Source organism: Variovorax sp. GW822-FHT04A09, assembly GCF_058801005.1.
On record NZ_JBXAMV010000004.1, the window covers coordinates 74,883 to 92,749 of the forward strand.

Consider the following 17,867-nt stretch of genomic DNA (forward strand, 5'->3'; position numbering starts at 1 on the left):
GCAAGAAGACGATAGTTCATCCGTTCGAGGCCCACGATGTCCGACACCCCCACGCCCGCCACCGGCAAGGCGGCATTTCACCAGCTGATCGCCGACCTGACCGCCGAGATCGCCGGCCAGCCGCTGGACGCCACGCTCGACCAGTGGCTCAACGCCACCCACGGCGCCGGCAGCGCCCGTTTTGCGCAACTGCGCCAGGCCTGCATCGGCGGCGTCGCCGAAGGCTGGCTGTGCGACCGCGAAGGCGGCGGCATCAAGTACGGCCGCGTCTTCAAGGCCGAGGGCGCGCTGCATCGCTTCTCGGTCGACGTGGTCGACATGCAGGACCTCGCTGGCCCGCACCACACGCACCCCAACGGCGAGATCGACCTGATCATGCCGCTGGACGACACCCCCGCCGCCACCTTCGACGGACGGCCCGCGGGCTGGTGCGTCTACGGGCCCGGCACCGCACACCGCCCGACCGTGGCCCAGGGCCGCGCGCTCGTCCTGTACCTCCTGCCCGAAGGGCAGATCAAGTTCACTTCATGACCGACCTTCTCGCCAACCACGTCGCCGGCCGCTGGCAAAGCGGCACGGGCGCCGGCACGCCCCTGCTCGACCCGGTGCTCGGCACCGAACTCGCGCGCGTCGACGCCACCGGCCTCGACCTGCCCGAAGCCTTCGCCTTTGCGCGTGAGCAAGGCGGCCGCGCGCTGCGCGCCCTCACCTACCGCCAACGCGCCGGCCTGCTCGCCGCCCTCGTGAAGGTGCTGCAGGCGAACCGCGACGCGTACTACGAGATCGCCACCGCGAACTGCGGCACGGTGAAGAACGACTCGGCCGTCGACATCGACGGCGCGATCTTCACGCTCGGCCAGTACGCCAAGTGGGGCGACGCGCTCGGCGACGTGCGCGCGCTGCGCGACGGCGAGGCCGTGAAGCTCGGCAAGGAGCCCGTGTTCCAGTCGCAGCACCTGCAGGTGCCGACGCACGGCGTGGCGCTGTTCATCAACGCCTTCAACTTCCCCTCGTGGGGCCTGTGGGAAAAGGCCGCGCCCGCGCTGCTGTCGGGCGTGCCCGTGATCGTGAAGCCCGCCACGGCCACCGCCTGGCTCACGCAGCGCATGGTGAAAGACGTGGTCGATGCGGGCGTGCTGCCGGCCGGCGCGCTGTCGGTCATCTGCGGCAGCTCGGCCGGGCTGATGGACCAGCTGCAGCCCTTCGACGTGGTCTCGTTCACCGGCTCGGCCGAGACGGCCGCCGTGATCCGGTCGCACCCGGCCGTGGCCGAGCGTTCGGTGCGCGTGAACATCGAGGCCGACAGCCTCAACAGCGCCCTGCTGCTGCCCGGCGCCGCGCCCGGCAGCGAGGCCTTCAACCTGCTCGTGCGCGAAGTGGTGCGCGAGATGACGGTCAAGTCGGGCCAGAAGTGCACCGCCATCCGCCGCATCCTGGTGCCGGCCGAGGTGTACGACGCCGCCGCCGAAGCCATCGGCGCCAAGCTTGCGGGCGTGACCGTCGGCAACCCGCGCAACGAGAACGTGCGCATGGGCTCGCTCGTGAGCCGCGCACAGCTGAACGCGGTGCGCGACGGCCTCGACGCGCTCGCCGCGCAGACCACCGTGCTGCACGACAGCCGCAACAAGCCCCTCATCGACGCCGACCCCGCCGTGGCCGCCTGCATCGGCCCCGTGCTGCTGGGCGCGCGCGACGCCGACGCGGCGCAGCGCGTGCACGACGTGGAAGTGTTCGGCCCGGTCGCCACGCTGCTGCCCTACAACGACCTGGCGCACGGCATCGCGCTCGCGCACCGTGGGCAGGGTTCGCTCGTGACCTCGCTGTACGGCAGCGACGATGCCGCGCTGGCCCAGGCCGCGCTGTCGGTCGCGCCGAGCCATGGCCGCGTGCATGTGATCACGCCCGAGGTGGCGCAAGCCCACACCGGCCACGGCAACGTGATGCCGATGTCGCTGCACGGCGGCCCCGGCCGCGCGGGCGGCGGCGCCGAGCTGGGCGGCCTGCGCGCACTCGATTTCTATCACCGCAGGAGCGCGGTGCAGGCGAGCCCCGGCGTGCTCGCCGCCCTCGGCCTCTAGAGCCAGCCACGCACAGGCCCCAAGGAGACACACGATGAACAGCAGCCTGCCCGCACGATTCAACTTTGCCGAACACCTGTTCGCCCTCAACCGCGGCCGCGCCGAACGCACCGCCTACATCGACGACCGCGGCACGCTGGGCTACGGCCAGCTCGAAGACCGCGCGCGCCGCCTGGCCGCCGCGCTGAAGGCCGCGGGCATCCGCCGCGAAGAGCGCGTGCTGCTGCTCATGCTCGACGGCAACGACTGGCCCGTGAGTTTCCTGGGCTGCCTCTACGCGGGCATCGTGCCGGTGGCCGTGAACACGCTGCTCACGCCCGACGACTACGCCTACATGCTCGACCACAGCCGCGCGCAGGCGGTGCTGGTGTCGGGTGCGCTGCTGCCGACCCTGCAAGATGCGATGGCGCGCGGCGGCCATGAAGTGCAGACGCTGTTCGTGTCGCAACCGACGGGCACATTGCCCGAGGGCGCGCAGGAATTCGAAGCCGCGCTCGCCGCCGTCGAGCCCTTGGCCGCACCCGCGCCCACCGCGTCGGACGACCCGGGCTTCTGGCTCTATTCCTCCGGCTCCACCGGCAAGCCCAAGGGCACGGTGCACACGCACGCCAACCTGTGGTGGACCGCCGAGCTCTACGGCAAGCCCGTGCTCGGCCTCACCGAAGGCGACGTGTGCTTCTCGGCCGCCAAGATGTACTTCGCGTACGGCCTGGGCAATGCGCTGACCTTCCCGTTGTCGGTGGGCGCCACCGTCGTGCTGATGGCCGAGCGCCCCACGCCCGACGCCACCTTCCGCCGCTGGACGGAGCACAAGCCGACGGTGTTCTTCGGCGCGCCCACCGGCTTCGCCGGCATGCTCGCGTCGCCGAAGCTGCCTGCGCGCGAGGCCGTGGCGCTGCGCATGTGCTCGTCGGCCGGCGAGGCGCTGCCTGGCGAGATCGCGCAGCGCTTCAAGGCGCACTTCGGCTGCGAAATCATCGACGGCATCGGCTCCACCGAGATGCTGCACATCTTCATCTCCAACCGGCCCGGCGACGTGCGCTACGGCACCACCGGCAAGCCGGTGGACGGCTACGAGGTCGAGCTGCGCGGCGAGGACGGCCGCCCCGTGCCCGACGGCGAGGTGGGCGACCTGTACATCCGCGGCCCGAGCTCGGCGCTCATGTACTGGTGCAACCGCGAGAAGTCGCGCGACACCTTCCAGGGCGGCTGGACCAAGAGCGGCGACAAGTACACGCGCGACGCCGACGGCTACTTCACGTACGCCGGGCGCAGCGACGACATGCTCAAGGTCAGCGGCATCTACGTCTCGCCCTTCGAGGTCGAGGCCACGCTGATGCAGCACCCCGCCGTGCTCGAGGCCGCCGTCATCGGCAAGGACGACGCCGACGGGCTCACGAAGACCAAGGCCTTCGTGGTGCTGAAAGACGGCGCCGCCGCCACCGAGGACGAGCTCAAGGCCTTCGTGAAGGAACGCCTGGCGCCCTACAAGTACCCGCGCTTCCTGGAGTTCGTGAGCGAGCTGCCGAAGACGGCCACCGGCAAGATCCAGCGCTTCCGGCTGCGCGAACGCGAGAAGCAGGCATGAGCGCGCCGACGGTCGCCACCGACTTCGCCACCATCGACTGGCGCGGGCGCACCGTGCGCATCGAGTGCCAGTGGATCGCCCCCGAACGCGGCGCCGACACCCCGCTCATCGTGTTCCTGCACGAGGGCCTGGGCTCCGTCGCGATGTGGAAGGACTTCCCCGCCCAGGTCTGCGAAGCCGCCGGCGCGCGCGGACTCGTGTTCTCGCGCCCCGGCTACGGCCGCTCCACGCCGCGCGCCGAGGACGAGATCTGGGACGTCGACTTCATGCACCGCCAGGCGCACGAGGTGCTGCCCGCGCTGTTCGCCGCGCTGAAGCTCGGCGACGAGAAGCCCTGGCTCTTCGGCCACAGCGACGGCGGCTCGATCTCGCTGCTGTACGCCTCGCGCTTCTCCGACAAGGTCGCGGGCCTCGTGGTGCTCGCGCCGCACATCTTCGTGGAGGACAAGACCGTCGCGAACATCGAGATTGCGCGCACCGCCTACCGCACGAGCGACCTGCCCAGCAAGCTCGGCCGCTACCACGACAGCGCCGACTCGGCCTTCTGGGGCTGGAACCGCATCTGGCTGCACCCGCCCTTTCGCGACTGGAACATCGAGGCCGAGCTGGCCACCATCCGCTGCCCCGTGCTCGCGGTGCAGGGCATCGACGACGCGTACGGCACGCTCGCGCAGATCCGCGACATCGCCCCGCGTGTCGGTGGAGTTTGCGAGCTGCTCGAAATCCCTGAATGCGGGCATTCCCCGCATCGCGATCAGCCGGATCGTGTCATCGTCGCGACCGCTTCTTTCATCACCAACAACAGGAGACAGACACCATGACGAACCTTCGCACCGCGCGCCTGGCGCTCACGGCCATCGCCTTCGCCGCCCTGGCCTCCGCGGCCGGCGCACAGGGCACGGCAAAGCTCAAGGTCGGCCTCATGCTGCCCTACAGCGGTACCTACACCGCCCTGGGCGTGGCCATTGAAAACGGCTTCAAGCTCTACGTGGAACAGCAGGGCGGCAAGCTGGCCGGCCGCGAGATCGAATACTTCAAGGTCGACGACGAGTCCGACCCGGCCAAGGCCACCGACAACGTCAACAAGCTCATCAAGCGCGACAACGTCGACGTGATCGTGGGCACCGTGCACTCGGGCGTGGCGATGGCCATGGCCAAGGCCGCCAAGGAAAGCGGCACCGTGCTCATCGTGCCCAACGCCGGCGCCGACGCGGTGACGGGCCCCATGTGCGCGCCCAACATCTTCCGCAGCTCGTTCAGCAACTGGCAGCCGGCCTACGCCATGGGCGAAGTGGCGGCCAAGCAGCAGGGCAAGAAGAAGGTCATGACCATCACCTGGAAGTACGCGGCCGGCGAAGAGTCGGTCAACGGCTTCAAGGAAGGCTTCGAGAAGAATGGCGGCAAGGTCGACAAGCAGCTCACGCTGCCCTTCCCCAACGTGGAGTTCCAGGCCCTGCTGACCGAGATCGCGGCGGCCAAGCCCGATGCGGTGTACGCCTTCTTCGCGGGCGGCGGCGCGGTGAAGTTCGTCAAGGACTACCAGGCCGCCGGCCTGAACAAGACCATCCCGCTGTACGGCCCCGGCTTCCTGACCGACGGCACGCTCGACGCGCAGGGCGAATCGGCGCAAGGCATGCTCACCACGCTGCACTACGCCGACGGCCTGAACACCCCGCGCGACAACGCCTTCCGCGTGGCGTACGCCAAGTCGTTCAAGCTGCAGCCCGACGTGTACGCGGTGCAGGGCTACGACGCCGCGCAGATGCTGGGCGTGGGCCTGGCCGCCACCAAGGGCGACATCTCGAAGAAGGCCGAGTTCACGGGTGCGATCGAGAAGGCGAAGATCGACAGCCCGCGCGGCACCTTCACGGTGAGCAAGTCGCACAACCCGGTGCAGGACATCTACCTGCGCAAGGTGGAAGGCAAGGAAAACAAGCTGGTCAGCACGGCCATCAAGGGCCTGTCCGATCCGGCACGCGGCTGCCGGATGTAAGCAAGGCCACGGGCCTTCGGTTCTCTCTCGTTCCCTCGCGGCCCCGATCCATTTCACGGGGCTGCGAGCCGCCTTGCGGCAACCACAACCAACTGGGATCTCACGGTGGATTTCGGAACCTTTCTCGTGCAGTGCCTGAACTCCGTTCAGTACGGCCTGCTGCTCTTTCTCGTGGCCTCGGGGCTGACGCTGATCTTCGGGATCATGGGCGTCATCAACCTCGCCCACGGGAGCTTCTACATGATCGGCGCCTACATGGCGTTCTCGCTGGCGCCGCTGTTCGGCGACCAGTTTTTGCTGATGCTGGTGGCCGGCGTGGTGCTGGCCGCGATCTTCGGCTACGTGCTGGAGTGGGCCTTCTTCAGCTACCTCTACCAGCGCGACCACCTGCAGCAGGTGCTCATGACCTACGGACTCATCCTGGTGTTCGAGGAACTGCGCTCCATCTTCGTGGGCAACGACGTGCACGGCGTGAAGGTGCCCGCGTGGCTGGACGGCAGCTTCGCGCTGGGCAACGTCATGAGCTACCCGTGGTATCGCCTGTTTGCCTCGGCCGCGTGCATCGTGCTGGCCGTGGGCCTGTACTACGTGGTGAACCGCACGCGCCTGGGCATGATGATCCGCGCCGGCGCCAGCAACCGCGACATGGTGCGCGGCCTGGGCATCGACGTGAAGCGGCTGTACCGCATCGTGTTCGCGGCCGGCGTGGCGCTGGCGGCGCTGGCCGGCATGATCGCCGCGCCGATGTCCTCGGTGTACCCCAACATGGGCGCGAGCGTGCTCATCATCTGCTTCGTGCTGGTGGTGATCGGCGGCATCGGCTCGATCACCGGGGCGCTCGTGGCCTCGCTGCTGGTGGGCTTCGTCGACACCTTCGGCAAGGTGTTCTTCGCCGACCTGGCGGGCATCGGCATCTACCTCTTGATGGCCATCGTGCTGATCTGGAAGCCTGAAGGTTTGATGGGGAGGCGGCCATGAGCCCGGTGGTTGCAACTGCTCCTGCCGCACCGCGTCGCGGCGCCTTCGTCGTGCCCGTGCTGTGCGCCATCGCGCTCGCCGTGGCGGGCCCGCTGCTGGGCAACTATGCGTCGGACTTCATCGTCAAGGTGATGATCCTGTCGATCTTCGCGCTCAGCCTGGAGCTGCTGGTGGGCATGACCGGGCTCGTGAGCCTGGGCCACGCGGCCTTCTACGGCATCGGCGCGTACGTCACCGTGCTGGCCTCGGGCAACGAGGGCGGCAACTTCGCAGTGCTGCTCGTGCTGTCGATGGGCGCGGCGGCGCTGTATGCGCTCTTCGTGGGCGCACTGAGCCTGCGCACGCGCGGCGTGTACTTCATCATGGTCACGCTGGCCTTTGCGCAGATGGCGTTCTTCGTGTTCCACGACACCAAGGTCGGCGGCGGCAGCGACGGCATCTACCTGTACGTGCGCCCGGCCCTCGGCGCGCTCGACATGGAGAACCGCACGGTGCTGTTCTACGTGGTGCTGGCGGCGCTGGTGTTCACCTACGGCCTGCTGGCGCTCATCCGCCGCTCGCGCTTCGGCGCGGCGCTCGCGGGCATCCGCGTGAACGAGCAGCGCATGCGCGCGGCGGGCTTCGCGGTGTACGGCTACAAGCTCGCGGCCTTCGTGCTCGCGGGCGCGCTGGCCGGGCTCGCGGGCTTCCTGCTGGCCTCGCGCGACGGCGTGGTCAACCCCGAGCTGATGGCCTGGCACAACTCGGGCGAGGTGCTGCTGATGGTGATCCTGGGCGGCCTCGGTCACCTGCGCGGCGCGGTGATCGGCGCCGTGGCCTTCACGCTGCTGAAGGAAATCTTCTCCACCCACGCCGTGATGGGCCCGCTGGCCGACCACTGGCAACTCACGCTGGGCATTGCCATCATCGTGTTCGTGGCGCTGCTGCCCAAGGGCCTGATCGGCCTGGTGCAGCGCCTGTCGCCGAAGGGAGGCGCATGACCACCGCACTGCTGTCCGTGGACAAGCTCACGCGCCGCTTCGGCGGCCTCACGGCCGTCAACGCCGTCACGCTCGACCTGCACATCGGCGAGGTGCATGCGGTGATCGGCACCAACGGCGCCGGCAAGTCGACGCTCATCAACATGCTCTCGGGCGAGATCGAGGCCTCCGAAGGCCGCATCGCCCTGGACGGCGTGGACATCACCGCGCGCGCCCAGTCGCGCCGCGCCCGCGACGGCGTGGGCCGCAGCTACCAGCGCACCACCATCTTCCCGGAGTTCACGGTGCACGAGAACTGCCGCCTCGCCGCGCAGGCCGCCACGGCGAAGCCCTGGGCGATCTGGCAGTCGTCGCAGCGCTGCACCACCAGCAACGCGTCGGCCGACGCCGCGCTCGAAGCGGCGGGCCTCACGGCCGAAGCCCGGCGCGTCGCCGGCACGCTGAGCCACGGCGCGCAGCGCCAGCTCGAAGTGGCCATGTGCCTGGCCACCCACCCGCGTGTGCTGCTGCTCGACGAACCGCTCGCCGGCATGGGCGCCGAGGAAACCGACCGCATGCTCACGCTGCTCGCGCGGCTGAAGGCCACGCACGCCATCCTGCTGGTGGAGCACGACATGGACGCCGTGTTCCGCATCGCCGACCGCATCACGGTGATGGTGAACGGCACCGTCATCGCGACCGGCAACCCCCAGGAAATTCGCGAGAACCCCGAAGTGCGCACGGCGTACCTCGGCGAGGAGCAACACTGATGCTGATCGTTCGCGACCTCAACACCTACTACGGCAACAGCCACATCCTGCGCGGCGTGCACGCCGGCATTCCCGCGGCGACCTCCGTCGGCCTGCTCGGGCGCAACGGCATGGGCAAGACCACGCTGATCCGCACCATCATGGGCTACGTGCGCCCGGCCTCCGGCGAAGTGCAGGTCGACGGCCGTACCGTCACCGGCCTGCCGCCCGAGAAGATGGCGCGCCTGGGCATCGGCTACGTGCCCGAGGGGCGCAGCATCTTCCCGAACCTGTCGGTGCGCGAGAACCTCGTGATGAGCGAACGCGCCGGCATCGACGGCCAGCGCGCCTGGACCTTCGACCGCGTGATGGCCACCTTCCCGCGCCTGTCGGAACGGCTCTCGCACGGCGGCCAGCAGCTGTCGGGCGGCGAGCAGCAGATGCTCTCCATCGGCCGCGCGCTCATGACCAACCCGCGCCTCTTGATCCTCGACGAAGCGACCGAAGGCCTTGCGCCGCTGATCGTGGCCGAGATCTGGCGCGTGATCAGCGAGATCCGCGCGACGGGCATCGCCACGCTGATCGTCGACCGCGACTACCGCAAGGTGCTCGCGCACACCGACCTGGCGGTGGTGATGGAGAAGGGGCAGATCGTGCGGCATGGGGCGTCGGCCGATCTGCTGGCAGAGCCAAAGGTGCTGGAGGAACTGCTGGGCGTGTGAGCACGCGTGGCGGGCATCACCCGGTCCGCTGCGCCATCAGGAAATCGATGAACACCCGCATGCGCAGCGGCACATGGCGCCCGTCGGGGTACAGCAGCGTGTAGGGCCGCGAACGGCCCGCGAAGGGCTTCAGCACCTCGACGAGCGAGCCGTCCGCCAATTCCTTCTCCACGACGAAGCGGTAGGTCTGGAACAACCCGGCGCCGCTTTTCGCGAGCGTGACGCCGCCAAGCACGTCGTCGGAACAGCTGTAGGCGCTGTCCGCGAAGACTTCGCGGTCCTTGCCGTTCTCCTTGAAGAGCCACGAAATGCGGCGGCCACTGCTGGGCAGCTCGAACTGGATGCACTCGTGCGCGGCGAGATCGTCCAGCGTGCGCGGCGTGCCGGCCTTCCGCAGGTACTTGCGCGTGGCGACCACGACCAGGTCCGCATCCTCGAGGTGCCGCGCGATCAGCGTGGAGTCGGGCTGGGCCCGCACGCGCACAGCCATGTCGTAGCCCTCTTCCACGAAATCGATGTTGCGGTTGCTCAGGTGCACGTGCAGCCGGATGTCGGGAAAGCGTTCGCGAAACGCCGGCAGCAAGGGCAGGATGCGGTGGTGGCCGTAGGTGGTCGGCACGCTGATGCGCAGCGTGCCCGAAGGCAGCGCCTGCTGGCCCATCACCTCGCGCTCGGCCTCGGCGAGCTGCGCCAGCGCCTGTCGGCACTGCGCAAAGTAGACACGGCCCGCGTCGGTGAGCCGCACGCTGCGCGTGGTGCGCACGAAAAGCCGCAATCCCAGCCGCTTCTCGAGCCGGGAGATCGATCGGCTCACGGCCGCCGGCGTCACACCGGCAGCGAGTGCCGCCGAGGTGAAGCCGCCGCTCTCCGCCGCGAGGCAGAACAACTCGATGCTGCCCAGAAGGATGTCGCCGAACTGCCGCTGCATGGATTGATTACTTTGTGTATCAAGTGAAGTGCGAGTCTAGTGATTTATCTGTTTCGCTGTCATCAATACAGTTCTCCCCACGTCATCAACTTCCCTGGAGAACCGACATGCAGGACAACTCTTCCCTCACCGTGGTCATCACCGGTGCCTCGAGCGGCATCGGCCTGGGCCTTGCGCAGGCGTACCTCGCGCGCGGCTTCAACGTGGTCGCGAATGCGCGCACCGAAGAGCGGCTCGCAGCCGCCGCGAAGCAGCTCGGCAACCCGGCGCGCCTTCTCGGCGTCGCGGGCGACATCGGCCACCGCGACACGGCGCAGCAGCTCGTCGACCGCGCCGTGGCGCGCTTCGGCCAGGTCGACGTGCTCGTCAACAACGCGGGCATCTTCAACGCGAAGCCTTTCGTCGACTACACCGAAGACGACCTCGAGCACATGGTGGCCACCAACCTCAAGGGCTTCGTCTACGCCTCGCAGGCCGCGGCAAAGCACATGGTCGCGCGCCGCCAGGGACACATCGTCAACATCACGGCGAGCATCGCGCTGCAGCCGAACCAGCAGGTGCCGGCCGTGTTGCCGGTGCTGATCAAGGGCGGCATCAATGCCGCGACGCGCGCGCTGGCACTCGAACTCGCACCGCACAACGTCAAGGTGAATGCGGTGGCCCCCGGCATCGTGGACACGCCGCTGTACACGCCCGAGCAGCACGGCTTCCTCAACGGCCTGGCACCCGCCGGCCGCATCGCGACCGTGCAGGAGATCGCCGATGCGGTGCTCTACCTCACGAGCGCCGATTTCACGACCGGCGTCGTGCTGCCCGTGGATGGCGGCATGAGCACCGGCAAGTGGTAATCACCTCACTCATTCATCCAAGGAACACACCATGCCGTTCATCAACCTGAAGATCACCCGTGACGGCGTCACGCGCGAACAGAAAACCCAGGTCATTGCCGAGTTCACGGAAACGCTCGAACGCGTGCTGAAGAAGCCGCCGGAATGGACGCACATCGTGATCGAGGAGATCGACACCGACGACTGGGGCTTCGCGGGCCTGACGACCACCGAGTACCGCAAGCGGCTGGCCGAGCGTGCGAAGCCGCCGCAGTGAAGGAATGGCGCCGGACCGGGCCGCATTGCCCTCGGTGTGAGGGGGAGTAACACGTCCGTTCCACCGGGTTTCACCTCTGTCCTGCGACAGCGCGACAGCCGAATCATGTCCGGCTGCGCAGCCCCTCCCCGTGCCGCGCCCACTCCACGCACGAGGCTGCGCATGACGTCCCTGCAATCGCGCCACATCGACAACGTCTATTCGATCGCCACCGGCACGGCGCTGCGGGCCGATCCGGCGGCGAGCCTGGTGCACAAGTCGTGGGCGCGCTGCGTGCGCGACCACGGGCTCGATCCGTCGCGGCCGACACCCGCGCGCATCCTGCCGGCGCAGGAGGTGCGCGCGCACCAGCAGCAGCTCGAGCACTTCCTGCGCGCCGCGCGTGCGGGCATGGAAGACATCTACCGCCGCGTGGCCGAGCTGGGCTACATGGTGCTGCTGACCGACGCCGAGGGCATCACGGTCGACTACATCGGCAACCCGGCCTGGGACGACCAGCTGCGCCGCGCCGGCCTGTACCTGGGCGCCGACTGGAACGAGGCGCACGCCGGCACCTGCGGCGTGGGCACCTGCCTCATCGAGCGTCAGCCGATGACCTGCCACCAGACCGAGCACTTCGACGCCACGCACATCGCCCTCACCTGCACGACGGCGCCGCTGTTCGACCACAGCGGCAAGCTCACGGCGATCCTCGACGTGTCGGCGCTGCGCTCGCCCGAGGCGCGCGAGAGCCAGCACCTGGTGCGTCACCTGGTGTCGATCTACGCGCGGATGATCGAGGACGCCGACTTTCTGCGGCACTTTCGCGGCCACTGGATCCTGCGGCTGGGCAGCGCCTTCGGGCTGGTCGACGTGGCGGGCGAAGTCATGCTGGCCTTTGACGAGGGCGGCACGGTGGTGGGCGCCAACGGGGGCGCGCGCGAGGTCTTCTCGGGGCGCCAGCCACCGCTGCTGGGCGGCGCGGTGTCGGAGCTTCTGCACCTGCCGATGGACGCGATCTGGCGCCTCGGCAACGGCGGCGCGGCGGCCCTGCCCTTCGCCCACACGGTGCTGCTACCCGGCGGCGGCGAATACCACGCCTCGCTGATCGCACCGCGCCTGCGGCGCTCGCCGGTCACCGCGCCCTCGTCACCTGCGCCCCAACCTTCGGACCGCCTGCCGCCGCTCGAGCGCATCGCGGGCGACGACGACCCCGCGATGCAGCAGCTGATCGCGCAGGCGCGCCGCCTGGTGGACCGCGGCATCCATGTGCTGGTCGAGGGCGAGACCGGCAGCGGCAAGGAGGTGCTGGCGCGCGCGCTGCACGGCGCGAGCCGGCGCGCGGCGCTGCCCTTCGTGGCGGTGAACTGCGCGGCCATTCCCGATTCGCTGATCGAGAGCGAGCTCTTCGGCTACACGCCCGGCAGCTTCACGGGCGGCCGCGCCAAGGGCATGAAGGGGCTGATCGCACAGGCCGACCGCGGCACGCTGTTTCTCGACGAGATCGGCGACATGCCGATGGCGCTGCAGACACGGCTGCTGCGCGTGCTGTCCGAAGGCGAGGTGCTGCCGCTGGGCGCGGAGTCGCCGCAGCGCGTTGACCTTGCGGTGGTGGCGGCCACGCACCGCGACCTGTCGGCGCTGGTCGCGGCCGGGCGCTTTCGCGAGGACCTGTACTACCGCCTGTGCGGCGCGGTGCTGAAGCTGCCGCCGCTGCGCGCGCGGCGCGACCGGCGCTACCTGATCGAGGCGATGTTCCATGAAGAGGCCGCGGCGATGGGCTCGACGGCGCGGCTGTCGGAGGCGGCGATGCTGCGGTTGATGGCGCACGACTGGCCGGGCAACCTGCGCGAGTTGCGCAATGTGCTGCGGCTGGCGCTGGCGCTGTGTACGGGCGCCAGCATCACGCCCGAGGAGCTGCGCCTGGCGCCGCATCGTCCGTCGCTCGACCACCGCGACGCCATGCCTTCCACAGTCGACGCTGAAGACAGCGCCGCCGACGCCACGCGCCTGCTCGACGCGCTGCAGCGCCACCGCTGGCATGTGGCGCGGGCCGCGCAAGCGCTCGGCATCAGCCGCGCCACCGCGTACCGGCACATGAAGCGCTTCGGCATCGTGGCGCCGCAGCGCGGCTAACGCCTCAGGATTCGCTCGATCGCGCGCACGGCCGTGCCCAGGCCGTCTTCCGCGCGCATGCGTTCGCCCAGCGCCCGGGCCCGCGCGCGCACCTGCGGGTCGTGCGCGAAGGCGATGCCGCGCGCCAGGTCGTCGGCGCCGAACCGGGCACCCGCCACCGCAGGCGGTGCCACGCCCGCCTGCGCGAGGTGGTGCGCCCAGAACGCCTGGTCGCCCGCGAAGGGCACGACCACCGAGGGCACGCCCGCGCGCGCGGCCGAGTGGCTGGTGCCCGAGCCGCCGTGGTGCACCACCAGCGCCATCCGCGGAAACAGCCAGTCGTGTGGCGTGTCGCCGATCACGTGGAAGTTCGGCGGCAACTGCTGCACATCGAGGCCGCTCCATCCGGGGTGCAGCACCGCACGCCGGCCGGCCATGCCATCGACGAGGGCCGCGAGCAGCCGCGCCTTGTCGAAGCCCGTCATGCTGCCGAAGCCGATGTAGACGGGCGCCTCGCCGGCCGCGAGGAAGTCGCGCAGCGCCGGCGGCGGCTGCCAGTCGGGCGCGGGCGCGAGCCACTGCCCGCACACGGCGGCATTGGCGGGCCAGTCGGCGGGGCGCGGCAGCAGGCTCGGCGAGTAGCCGTAGAGCGCGGGGTGCGTGGTCCACAGGCGGCGGCGCGGCGGCAAGCCGCAGACCTCGGCGCGCGCGGCATTCACGGCCGGCCGGAAGGCGCGCCAGAGCAATCCATTGACGAGGTGGTGGCTCGCGCGGTTCAAGAAGCGCGGCACGCGGGCGGGCGGCAGGAAGGGCGAGGCGAACGCGGCCGTCGGCGTGAGCGGGAACATGCCCGCGCCGATGGCGGGCACGCCCAGCGCCTCGGCCGCCGACAGGCCCACGAAGGCCGCGAGCCCCGCGCAGACGATGGCGTCGCAGCCTTGCGCGGTCTCGACGGTCTGGCGCAGCCAGGGCGTGGCGTTGGCATTGGCGATGTCTGCGAGCGCCTTCGCGGCCGCTGCCGGCTTGTCGCCCTGCGCGATGACGCCGCCGAGCGCCTGCCGGATGTCGCCGGCCAGCGCCTGCGAGCGCACGCCGAGCCGTTCGGCCGCGCCGAGCGTGGTCGCGTCCGCCAGCAGCACCGATGCATGGCCCCCGTCGTCCAGCGCGCGGCACAGCGCGGCGAGCGGGCGCGCGTCGCCCTCGGTGCCGTAGGTGAGCACGGCGATCTTCATGGGACGCGTCTCCTTGCAGTGGGTTTGGGGGTCGCGCGCGCGCCGCCGACGAAGAGCTCGACGATCACCGCGAACTCGTCGCGCAGCACGAGGCCGGGCAGCGTGAGCCAGCGCATCAGCGCGCCGAAGTACAGGTGGTGCAGCAGGCTCGCGAGGTGCGCGGCCGAGACGTCGGTGCGCAGCGTGCCGGCCTGCTGGGCGGCGGCGATGAGCGCCTCGAACAGCCCCGAGAGGTCGCGCGGCGTGCTGCGGTCGCCGCCGCCGAGTTCGCTCTCGATGTTGAGGAAGCGAAAGCGGAAGTAGTCGAGCAGGTAGGCCCGGTAGCGCTCGGACCAGTCGGCCGAGGCCTCGAGCAGGCCGGTGAGCTGCGCCGTGAAGCCCGCCTTCGGGTCGATGGCCTCGTGCAGGCGCTGCGCATCGACCACGAGCTCGAGGTGCACCCAGTGCGCCAGGATCGCTTCCTTGGTCGGGAAGTGGTTGTAGAGCGTGCCCTTGGCCACGTCGGACTGCTGCGCGATCTGCTCCATGGTCGTCGCGTCGTAGCCCTGGGCTTCGAACAGGCGCATGGCAGTGGACGCGACGTGGTCGAGCGTCTGGGTGCGGCGGCGCTCGCGGCGGCCTGGCGGTTCTGGTTCGGTCACGGTTTTGGGCCCTTGAATTTGAACGTCGTCCAATTTTATACGTCGTTCAAATTCTCACGCATCGTCTCAGTCTCGGTGAGACAGCCACAGCCGCCTGCGACAAAACCACCGCCAACCCCTTGATTCTTCGTCGCCCTCCGCACGGCACGAAAGCTGCGCCACGAACCCCGCGTGCGCCTTGCCGCGCCGCGATTCGATTCGATTCGTTCAACGACACAACGGAGACATGCAATGACAGACCCGACCACCGGCCCCACCCGGGCCGCCGCCCAATGGCTGGCCGACTTCGCCGCCGCGCTCGCACGCGGCGACACCGATGCGGCCGTCTCGCTGTTCGAGGCCGACAGCTACTGGCGCGACCTCGTCGCCTTCACCTGGAACATCCGCACGCAGGAAGGCGCGGGTGCCATCCGCGCGATGCTGCAGGCGCGCCTGGCCGACACGCAGCCCACGGCCTTTGCGCTCGAAGGCGAAGCGACCGAGGCCGAGGGAGTGGTCGATGCATGGTTCACCTTCGAGACGCGCGTGGCGCGCGGGCGCGGCCACCTGCGCTTGCGCGATGGCAAGGCCTGGACGCTGCTCACCACCATGACCGAGCTGAAGGGCTTCGAGGAAAAGACCGGCGACAACCGCATCAAGGGCGCGGAGCACGGCGTGCACAAGGGCCGCAAGAACTGGCTCGAGAAACGCCGCGACGAAGAGGCCGCGCTGGGCTACACCGAGCAGCCCGAGGTGGTGATCATCGGCGGCGGCCAGGGCGGCATCGCGCTGGGGGCGCGGCTGCGGCGGCTGGGCGTGCCGACGATCATCGTGGAGCGCAACGCCAAGGCCGGCGACTCCTGGCGCAAGCGCTACAAGTCGCTGTGCCTGCACGACCCGGTCTGGTACGACCACCTGCCCTACATGCCCTTCCCCGACGACTGGCCGGTGTTCGCGCCCAAGGACAAGATCGGCGACTGGCTCGAGATGTACACCAAGATCATGGAGCTCAACTACTGGAGCTCCACGAACGCCACCAAGGCGCGCTTCGACGAGGCCACGCAGCGCTGGGAGGTGCAGGTGGAGCGCGAAGGCAAGCCCGTGACGCTGCGCCCGAAGCAGCTGGTGTTCGCGCTCGGCGTGTCGGGCTACCCGAACGTGCCGAAGGTGGCGGGCGCCGAGAACTTCCTGGGCGACCAGCACCACTCCAGCCAGCACCCGGGGCCCGAGGCCTATGCTGGCAAGAAGTGCGTGGTGCTGGGCTCGAACAACTCGGCGCACGACATCTGCGCGGCGCTGTGGGAGCACGGCGCCGACGTGACGATGGTCCAGCGCTCGTCCACGCACATCGCGCCCTCGCAGTCGCTCATGGAGCTGGCGCTGGGCGGGCTGTATTCCGAGCAGGCGGTAAAGAGCGGCATCGACCACCACAAGGGCGACCTGATCTTCGCCTCGGTGCCCTACAAGATCATGCACACCTTCCACATCCCGGTGTACGAGGAGATGAAGAAGCGCGACGCCGACCTGTACGCGCGGCTGGAGAAGGCGGGCTTCCTGCTCGACTTCGGCGTGGACGGCTCGGGCCTGTTCATGAAGTACCTGCGGCGCGGCTCGGGCTACTACATCGACGTGGGCGCCTCGGAGCTGGTGGCCAACGGCAGCATCCACCTCAAGAGCGGCGTGAACATCGAGCGCGTGAACGCACGCTCGGTCACGCTCACCGACGGCACCGAACTGCCGGCCGACCTGCTGGTGTACGCCACGGGCTACGGCTCGATGAACGGCTGGCTGGCCGACCTGATCTCGCCCGAGACCGCCGACAAGGTCGGCAAGTGCTGGGGCCTGGGCTCCGACACGCCGAAGGACCCGGGTCCGTGGGAGGGCGAGCTGCGCAACATGTGGAAGCCGACGCAGGTGCCCCAGCTGTGGTTCCACGGCGGCAACCTGCACCAGTCGCGCCACTACTCGCAGTTCCTGGCGCTGCAGCTGAAGGCGCGCATGGAAGGAATCGACACGCCGGTGTACGAGCTGGCGGCGTCGCACCACAAGCGCTGAGCGGCCCGGTTTCCTCTCCCCTCGGGGAGAGGAAACGGCGCGTTCATTCCTGGATGAAGCGGCGCAAGCCTTCGAGGTCGGTCACGGTGATGCCGCCGTACTCGATGTGCAGGAACCCGGCCTCCTTCAGCCGGTTGAGCGCCGCGTTGCAGCGCTGGCGCGACACGCCCGACAGGTTGGCGATCTCTTCCTGCGAGGTCTGCAGGTGCGGCTCGCTGCCCGGGTGCAGCCAGGGGTGGAACAGGCCGGCCAGCGCGCGCGCCACCTGGCTGTCGGCGTCGAGCAGCCGGTGCGCGGCGTAGCTGCCCATGAACCAGTGCAGCCGCTCGTTGATCTGCTGCAGCAGGAAGTGATCGAAGCCGCGCTGCGTGCGGTGCAACCACTCGAAGGTCTCCAGCGGCAGTTGCGCCACGCGGCTGGGCCGCAGCGCGATGATGTCGGCCGAGCGCGGCACGGCGCGCAGCAACGTGCCCTCGCCGAACCAGCTGCCCACCGACAGCCCGCCCAGCGTGACCGAGCGGCCGTCGCTGGAGGTGATCGACCACTTGAGCAGCCCTTCGAGCGTGCCGTACCAGTGCAGCGGCGTGTCGCCGCGCCGGCACAGCGCGGCGCCGGCGGCCACCTCGACCTCGCGCATCTCGTCAAGCACGCGCTCGCCCGCGCCCACGTCGAGCAGCGGGAACCAGGCCGAGCCCTGCAGCAGCTGGGGAATGGTCAGGGAGGCCGCGGGGATCGCCGGCTTGGTCGGGGGCATGTCGTCTTTTTTG

The 17,867-nt window shown here is 69.6% G+C and carries 17 protein-coding genes; 13 read left to right on the top strand and 4 right to left on the bottom strand.

Annotated elements, in window-relative coordinates:
- Positions 1 to 36 precede the first annotated feature (36 nt).
- The 9 genes from AC1RLW_RS20435 to AC1RLW_RS20475 all read left to right on the top strand — a co-directional run bounded on the left by AC1RLW_RS20435 (position 37) and on the right by AC1RLW_RS20475 (position 9,067).
- Entirely contained in the window at positions 37 to 531 is a 495-nt protein-coding gene (locus AC1RLW_RS20435; protein ID WP_493194770.1) for a 4-hydroxylaminobenzoate lyase, read from the top strand.
- Complete coding sequence (locus tag AC1RLW_RS20440; protein WP_493194772.1) at positions 528 to 2,078, top strand: 3,4-dehydroadipyl-CoA semialdehyde dehydrogenase; 1,551 nt, start codon at positions 528 to 530, stop codon at positions 2,076 to 2,078. The genes AC1RLW_RS20435 and AC1RLW_RS20440 overlap by 4 nt, the downstream gene beginning before the upstream one ends.
- A gap of 34 nt (positions 2,079 to 2,112) precedes the next feature.
- A complete protein-coding gene (locus AC1RLW_RS20445; RefSeq protein WP_493194774.1) occupies positions 2,113 to 3,666 on the top strand; it encodes a benzoate-CoA ligase family protein in 1,554 nt (517 codons plus the stop codon).
- Entirely contained in the window at positions 3,663 to 4,487 is an 825-nt protein-coding gene (locus AC1RLW_RS20450; protein WP_493194776.1) for an alpha/beta fold hydrolase, read from the top strand. Before AC1RLW_RS20445 ends, AC1RLW_RS20450 begins: the two co-directional genes overlap by 4 nt.
- Positions 4,484 to 5,659 (top strand): ABC transporter substrate-binding protein, encoded by a 1,176-nt coding sequence (locus tag AC1RLW_RS20455; protein WP_493194777.1) that lies wholly within the window; start codon positions 4,484 to 4,486, stop codon positions 5,657 to 5,659. The genes AC1RLW_RS20450 and AC1RLW_RS20455 overlap by 4 nt, the downstream gene beginning before the upstream one ends.
- Before the next feature lie 105 nt (positions 5,660 to 5,764).
- Positions 5,765 to 6,637 (top strand): branched-chain amino acid ABC transporter permease, encoded by an 873-nt coding sequence (locus AC1RLW_RS20460; RefSeq protein ID WP_062470301.1) that lies wholly within the window; start codon positions 5,765 to 5,767, stop codon positions 6,635 to 6,637.
- Positions 6,634 to 7,617 (top strand): branched-chain amino acid ABC transporter permease, encoded by a 984-nt coding sequence (locus tag AC1RLW_RS20465; protein ID WP_493194779.1) that lies wholly within the window; start codon positions 6,634 to 6,636, stop codon positions 7,615 to 7,617. The genes AC1RLW_RS20460 and AC1RLW_RS20465 overlap by 4 nt, the downstream gene beginning before the upstream one ends.
- Positions 7,614 to 8,366 carry an ABC transporter ATP-binding protein gene (locus AC1RLW_RS20470; RefSeq protein WP_493194781.1) on the top strand — a complete coding sequence of 251 codons (753 nt, stop codon included), beginning with the start codon at positions 7,614 to 7,616 and terminating at the stop codon, positions 8,364 to 8,366. Before AC1RLW_RS20465 ends, AC1RLW_RS20470 begins: the two co-directional genes overlap by 4 nt.
- Positions 8,366 to 9,067 carry an ABC transporter ATP-binding protein gene (locus tag AC1RLW_RS20475; RefSeq protein WP_493194782.1) on the top strand — a complete coding sequence of 234 codons (702 nt, stop codon included), beginning with the start codon at positions 8,366 to 8,368 and terminating at the stop codon, positions 9,065 to 9,067. The genes AC1RLW_RS20470 and AC1RLW_RS20475 overlap by 1 nt, the downstream gene beginning before the upstream one ends.
- A 16-nt stretch (positions 9,068 to 9,083) precedes the next feature.
- Here the strand turns inward: AC1RLW_RS20475 and AC1RLW_RS20480 are convergent, their stop codons facing one another.
- Positions 9,084 to 9,995 (bottom strand): LysR family transcriptional regulator, encoded by a 912-nt coding sequence (locus AC1RLW_RS20480; protein ID WP_493194783.1) that lies wholly within the window; start codon positions 9,993 to 9,995, stop codon positions 9,084 to 9,086.
- 107 nt (positions 9,996 to 10,102) lie between these two features.
- Between AC1RLW_RS20480 and AC1RLW_RS20485 the strand changes: the two genes are divergently transcribed.
- The 3 genes from AC1RLW_RS20485 to AC1RLW_RS20495 all read left to right on the top strand — a co-directional run bounded on the left by AC1RLW_RS20485 (position 10,103) and on the right by AC1RLW_RS20495 (position 13,214).
- Positions 10,103 to 10,843, top strand: a complete 741-nt coding sequence (locus tag AC1RLW_RS20485; protein ID WP_493194785.1) for an SDR family NAD(P)-dependent oxidoreductase — start codon at positions 10,103 to 10,105, stop codon at positions 10,841 to 10,843.
- Between the two features lie 31 nt (positions 10,844 to 10,874).
- Entirely contained in the window at positions 10,875 to 11,099 is a 225-nt protein-coding gene (locus tag AC1RLW_RS20490; RefSeq protein WP_070061404.1) for a tautomerase family protein, read from the top strand.
- Positions 11,100 to 11,261: 162 nt separating this feature from the next.
- Complete coding sequence (locus tag AC1RLW_RS20495) at positions 11,262 to 13,214, top strand: sigma-54-dependent Fis family transcriptional regulator (RefSeq protein WP_493194786.1); 1,953 nt, start codon at positions 11,262 to 11,264, stop codon at positions 13,212 to 13,214.
- Here the strand turns inward: AC1RLW_RS20495 and AC1RLW_RS20500 are convergent.
- Complete coding sequence (locus AC1RLW_RS20500) at positions 13,211 to 14,425, bottom strand: glycosyltransferase (RefSeq protein ID WP_493194787.1); 1,215 nt, start codon at positions 14,423 to 14,425, stop codon at positions 13,211 to 13,213. The genes AC1RLW_RS20495 and AC1RLW_RS20500 overlap by 4 nt on opposite strands.
- Complete coding sequence (locus AC1RLW_RS20505; protein ID WP_493194789.1) at positions 14,422 to 15,066, bottom strand: TetR/AcrR family transcriptional regulator; 645 nt, start codon at positions 15,064 to 15,066, stop codon at positions 14,422 to 14,424. The genes AC1RLW_RS20500 and AC1RLW_RS20505 overlap by 4 nt, the downstream gene beginning before the upstream one ends.
- A gap of 231 nt (positions 15,067 to 15,297) precedes the next feature.
- Here AC1RLW_RS20505 and AC1RLW_RS20510 point away from each other — a divergent pair, with 231 nt between their 5' ends.
- Positions 15,298 to 17,100 (top strand): NAD(P)-binding domain-containing protein, encoded by a 1,803-nt coding sequence (locus AC1RLW_RS20510; protein WP_493194791.1) that lies wholly within the window; start codon positions 15,298 to 15,300, stop codon positions 17,098 to 17,100.
- A gap of 43 nt (positions 17,101 to 17,143) precedes the next feature.
- On the opposite strand, the gene AC1RLW_RS20515 is transcribed toward AC1RLW_RS20510, so the two are convergent.
- The gene (locus tag AC1RLW_RS20515; protein WP_070061409.1) at positions 17,144 to 17,854 is read right to left on the bottom strand and encodes a Crp/Fnr family transcriptional regulator; all 711 of its coding nucleotides are present in this window, start codon (positions 17,852 to 17,854) and stop codon (positions 17,144 to 17,146) included.
- Positions 17,855 to 17,867: the final 13 nt, after the last annotated feature.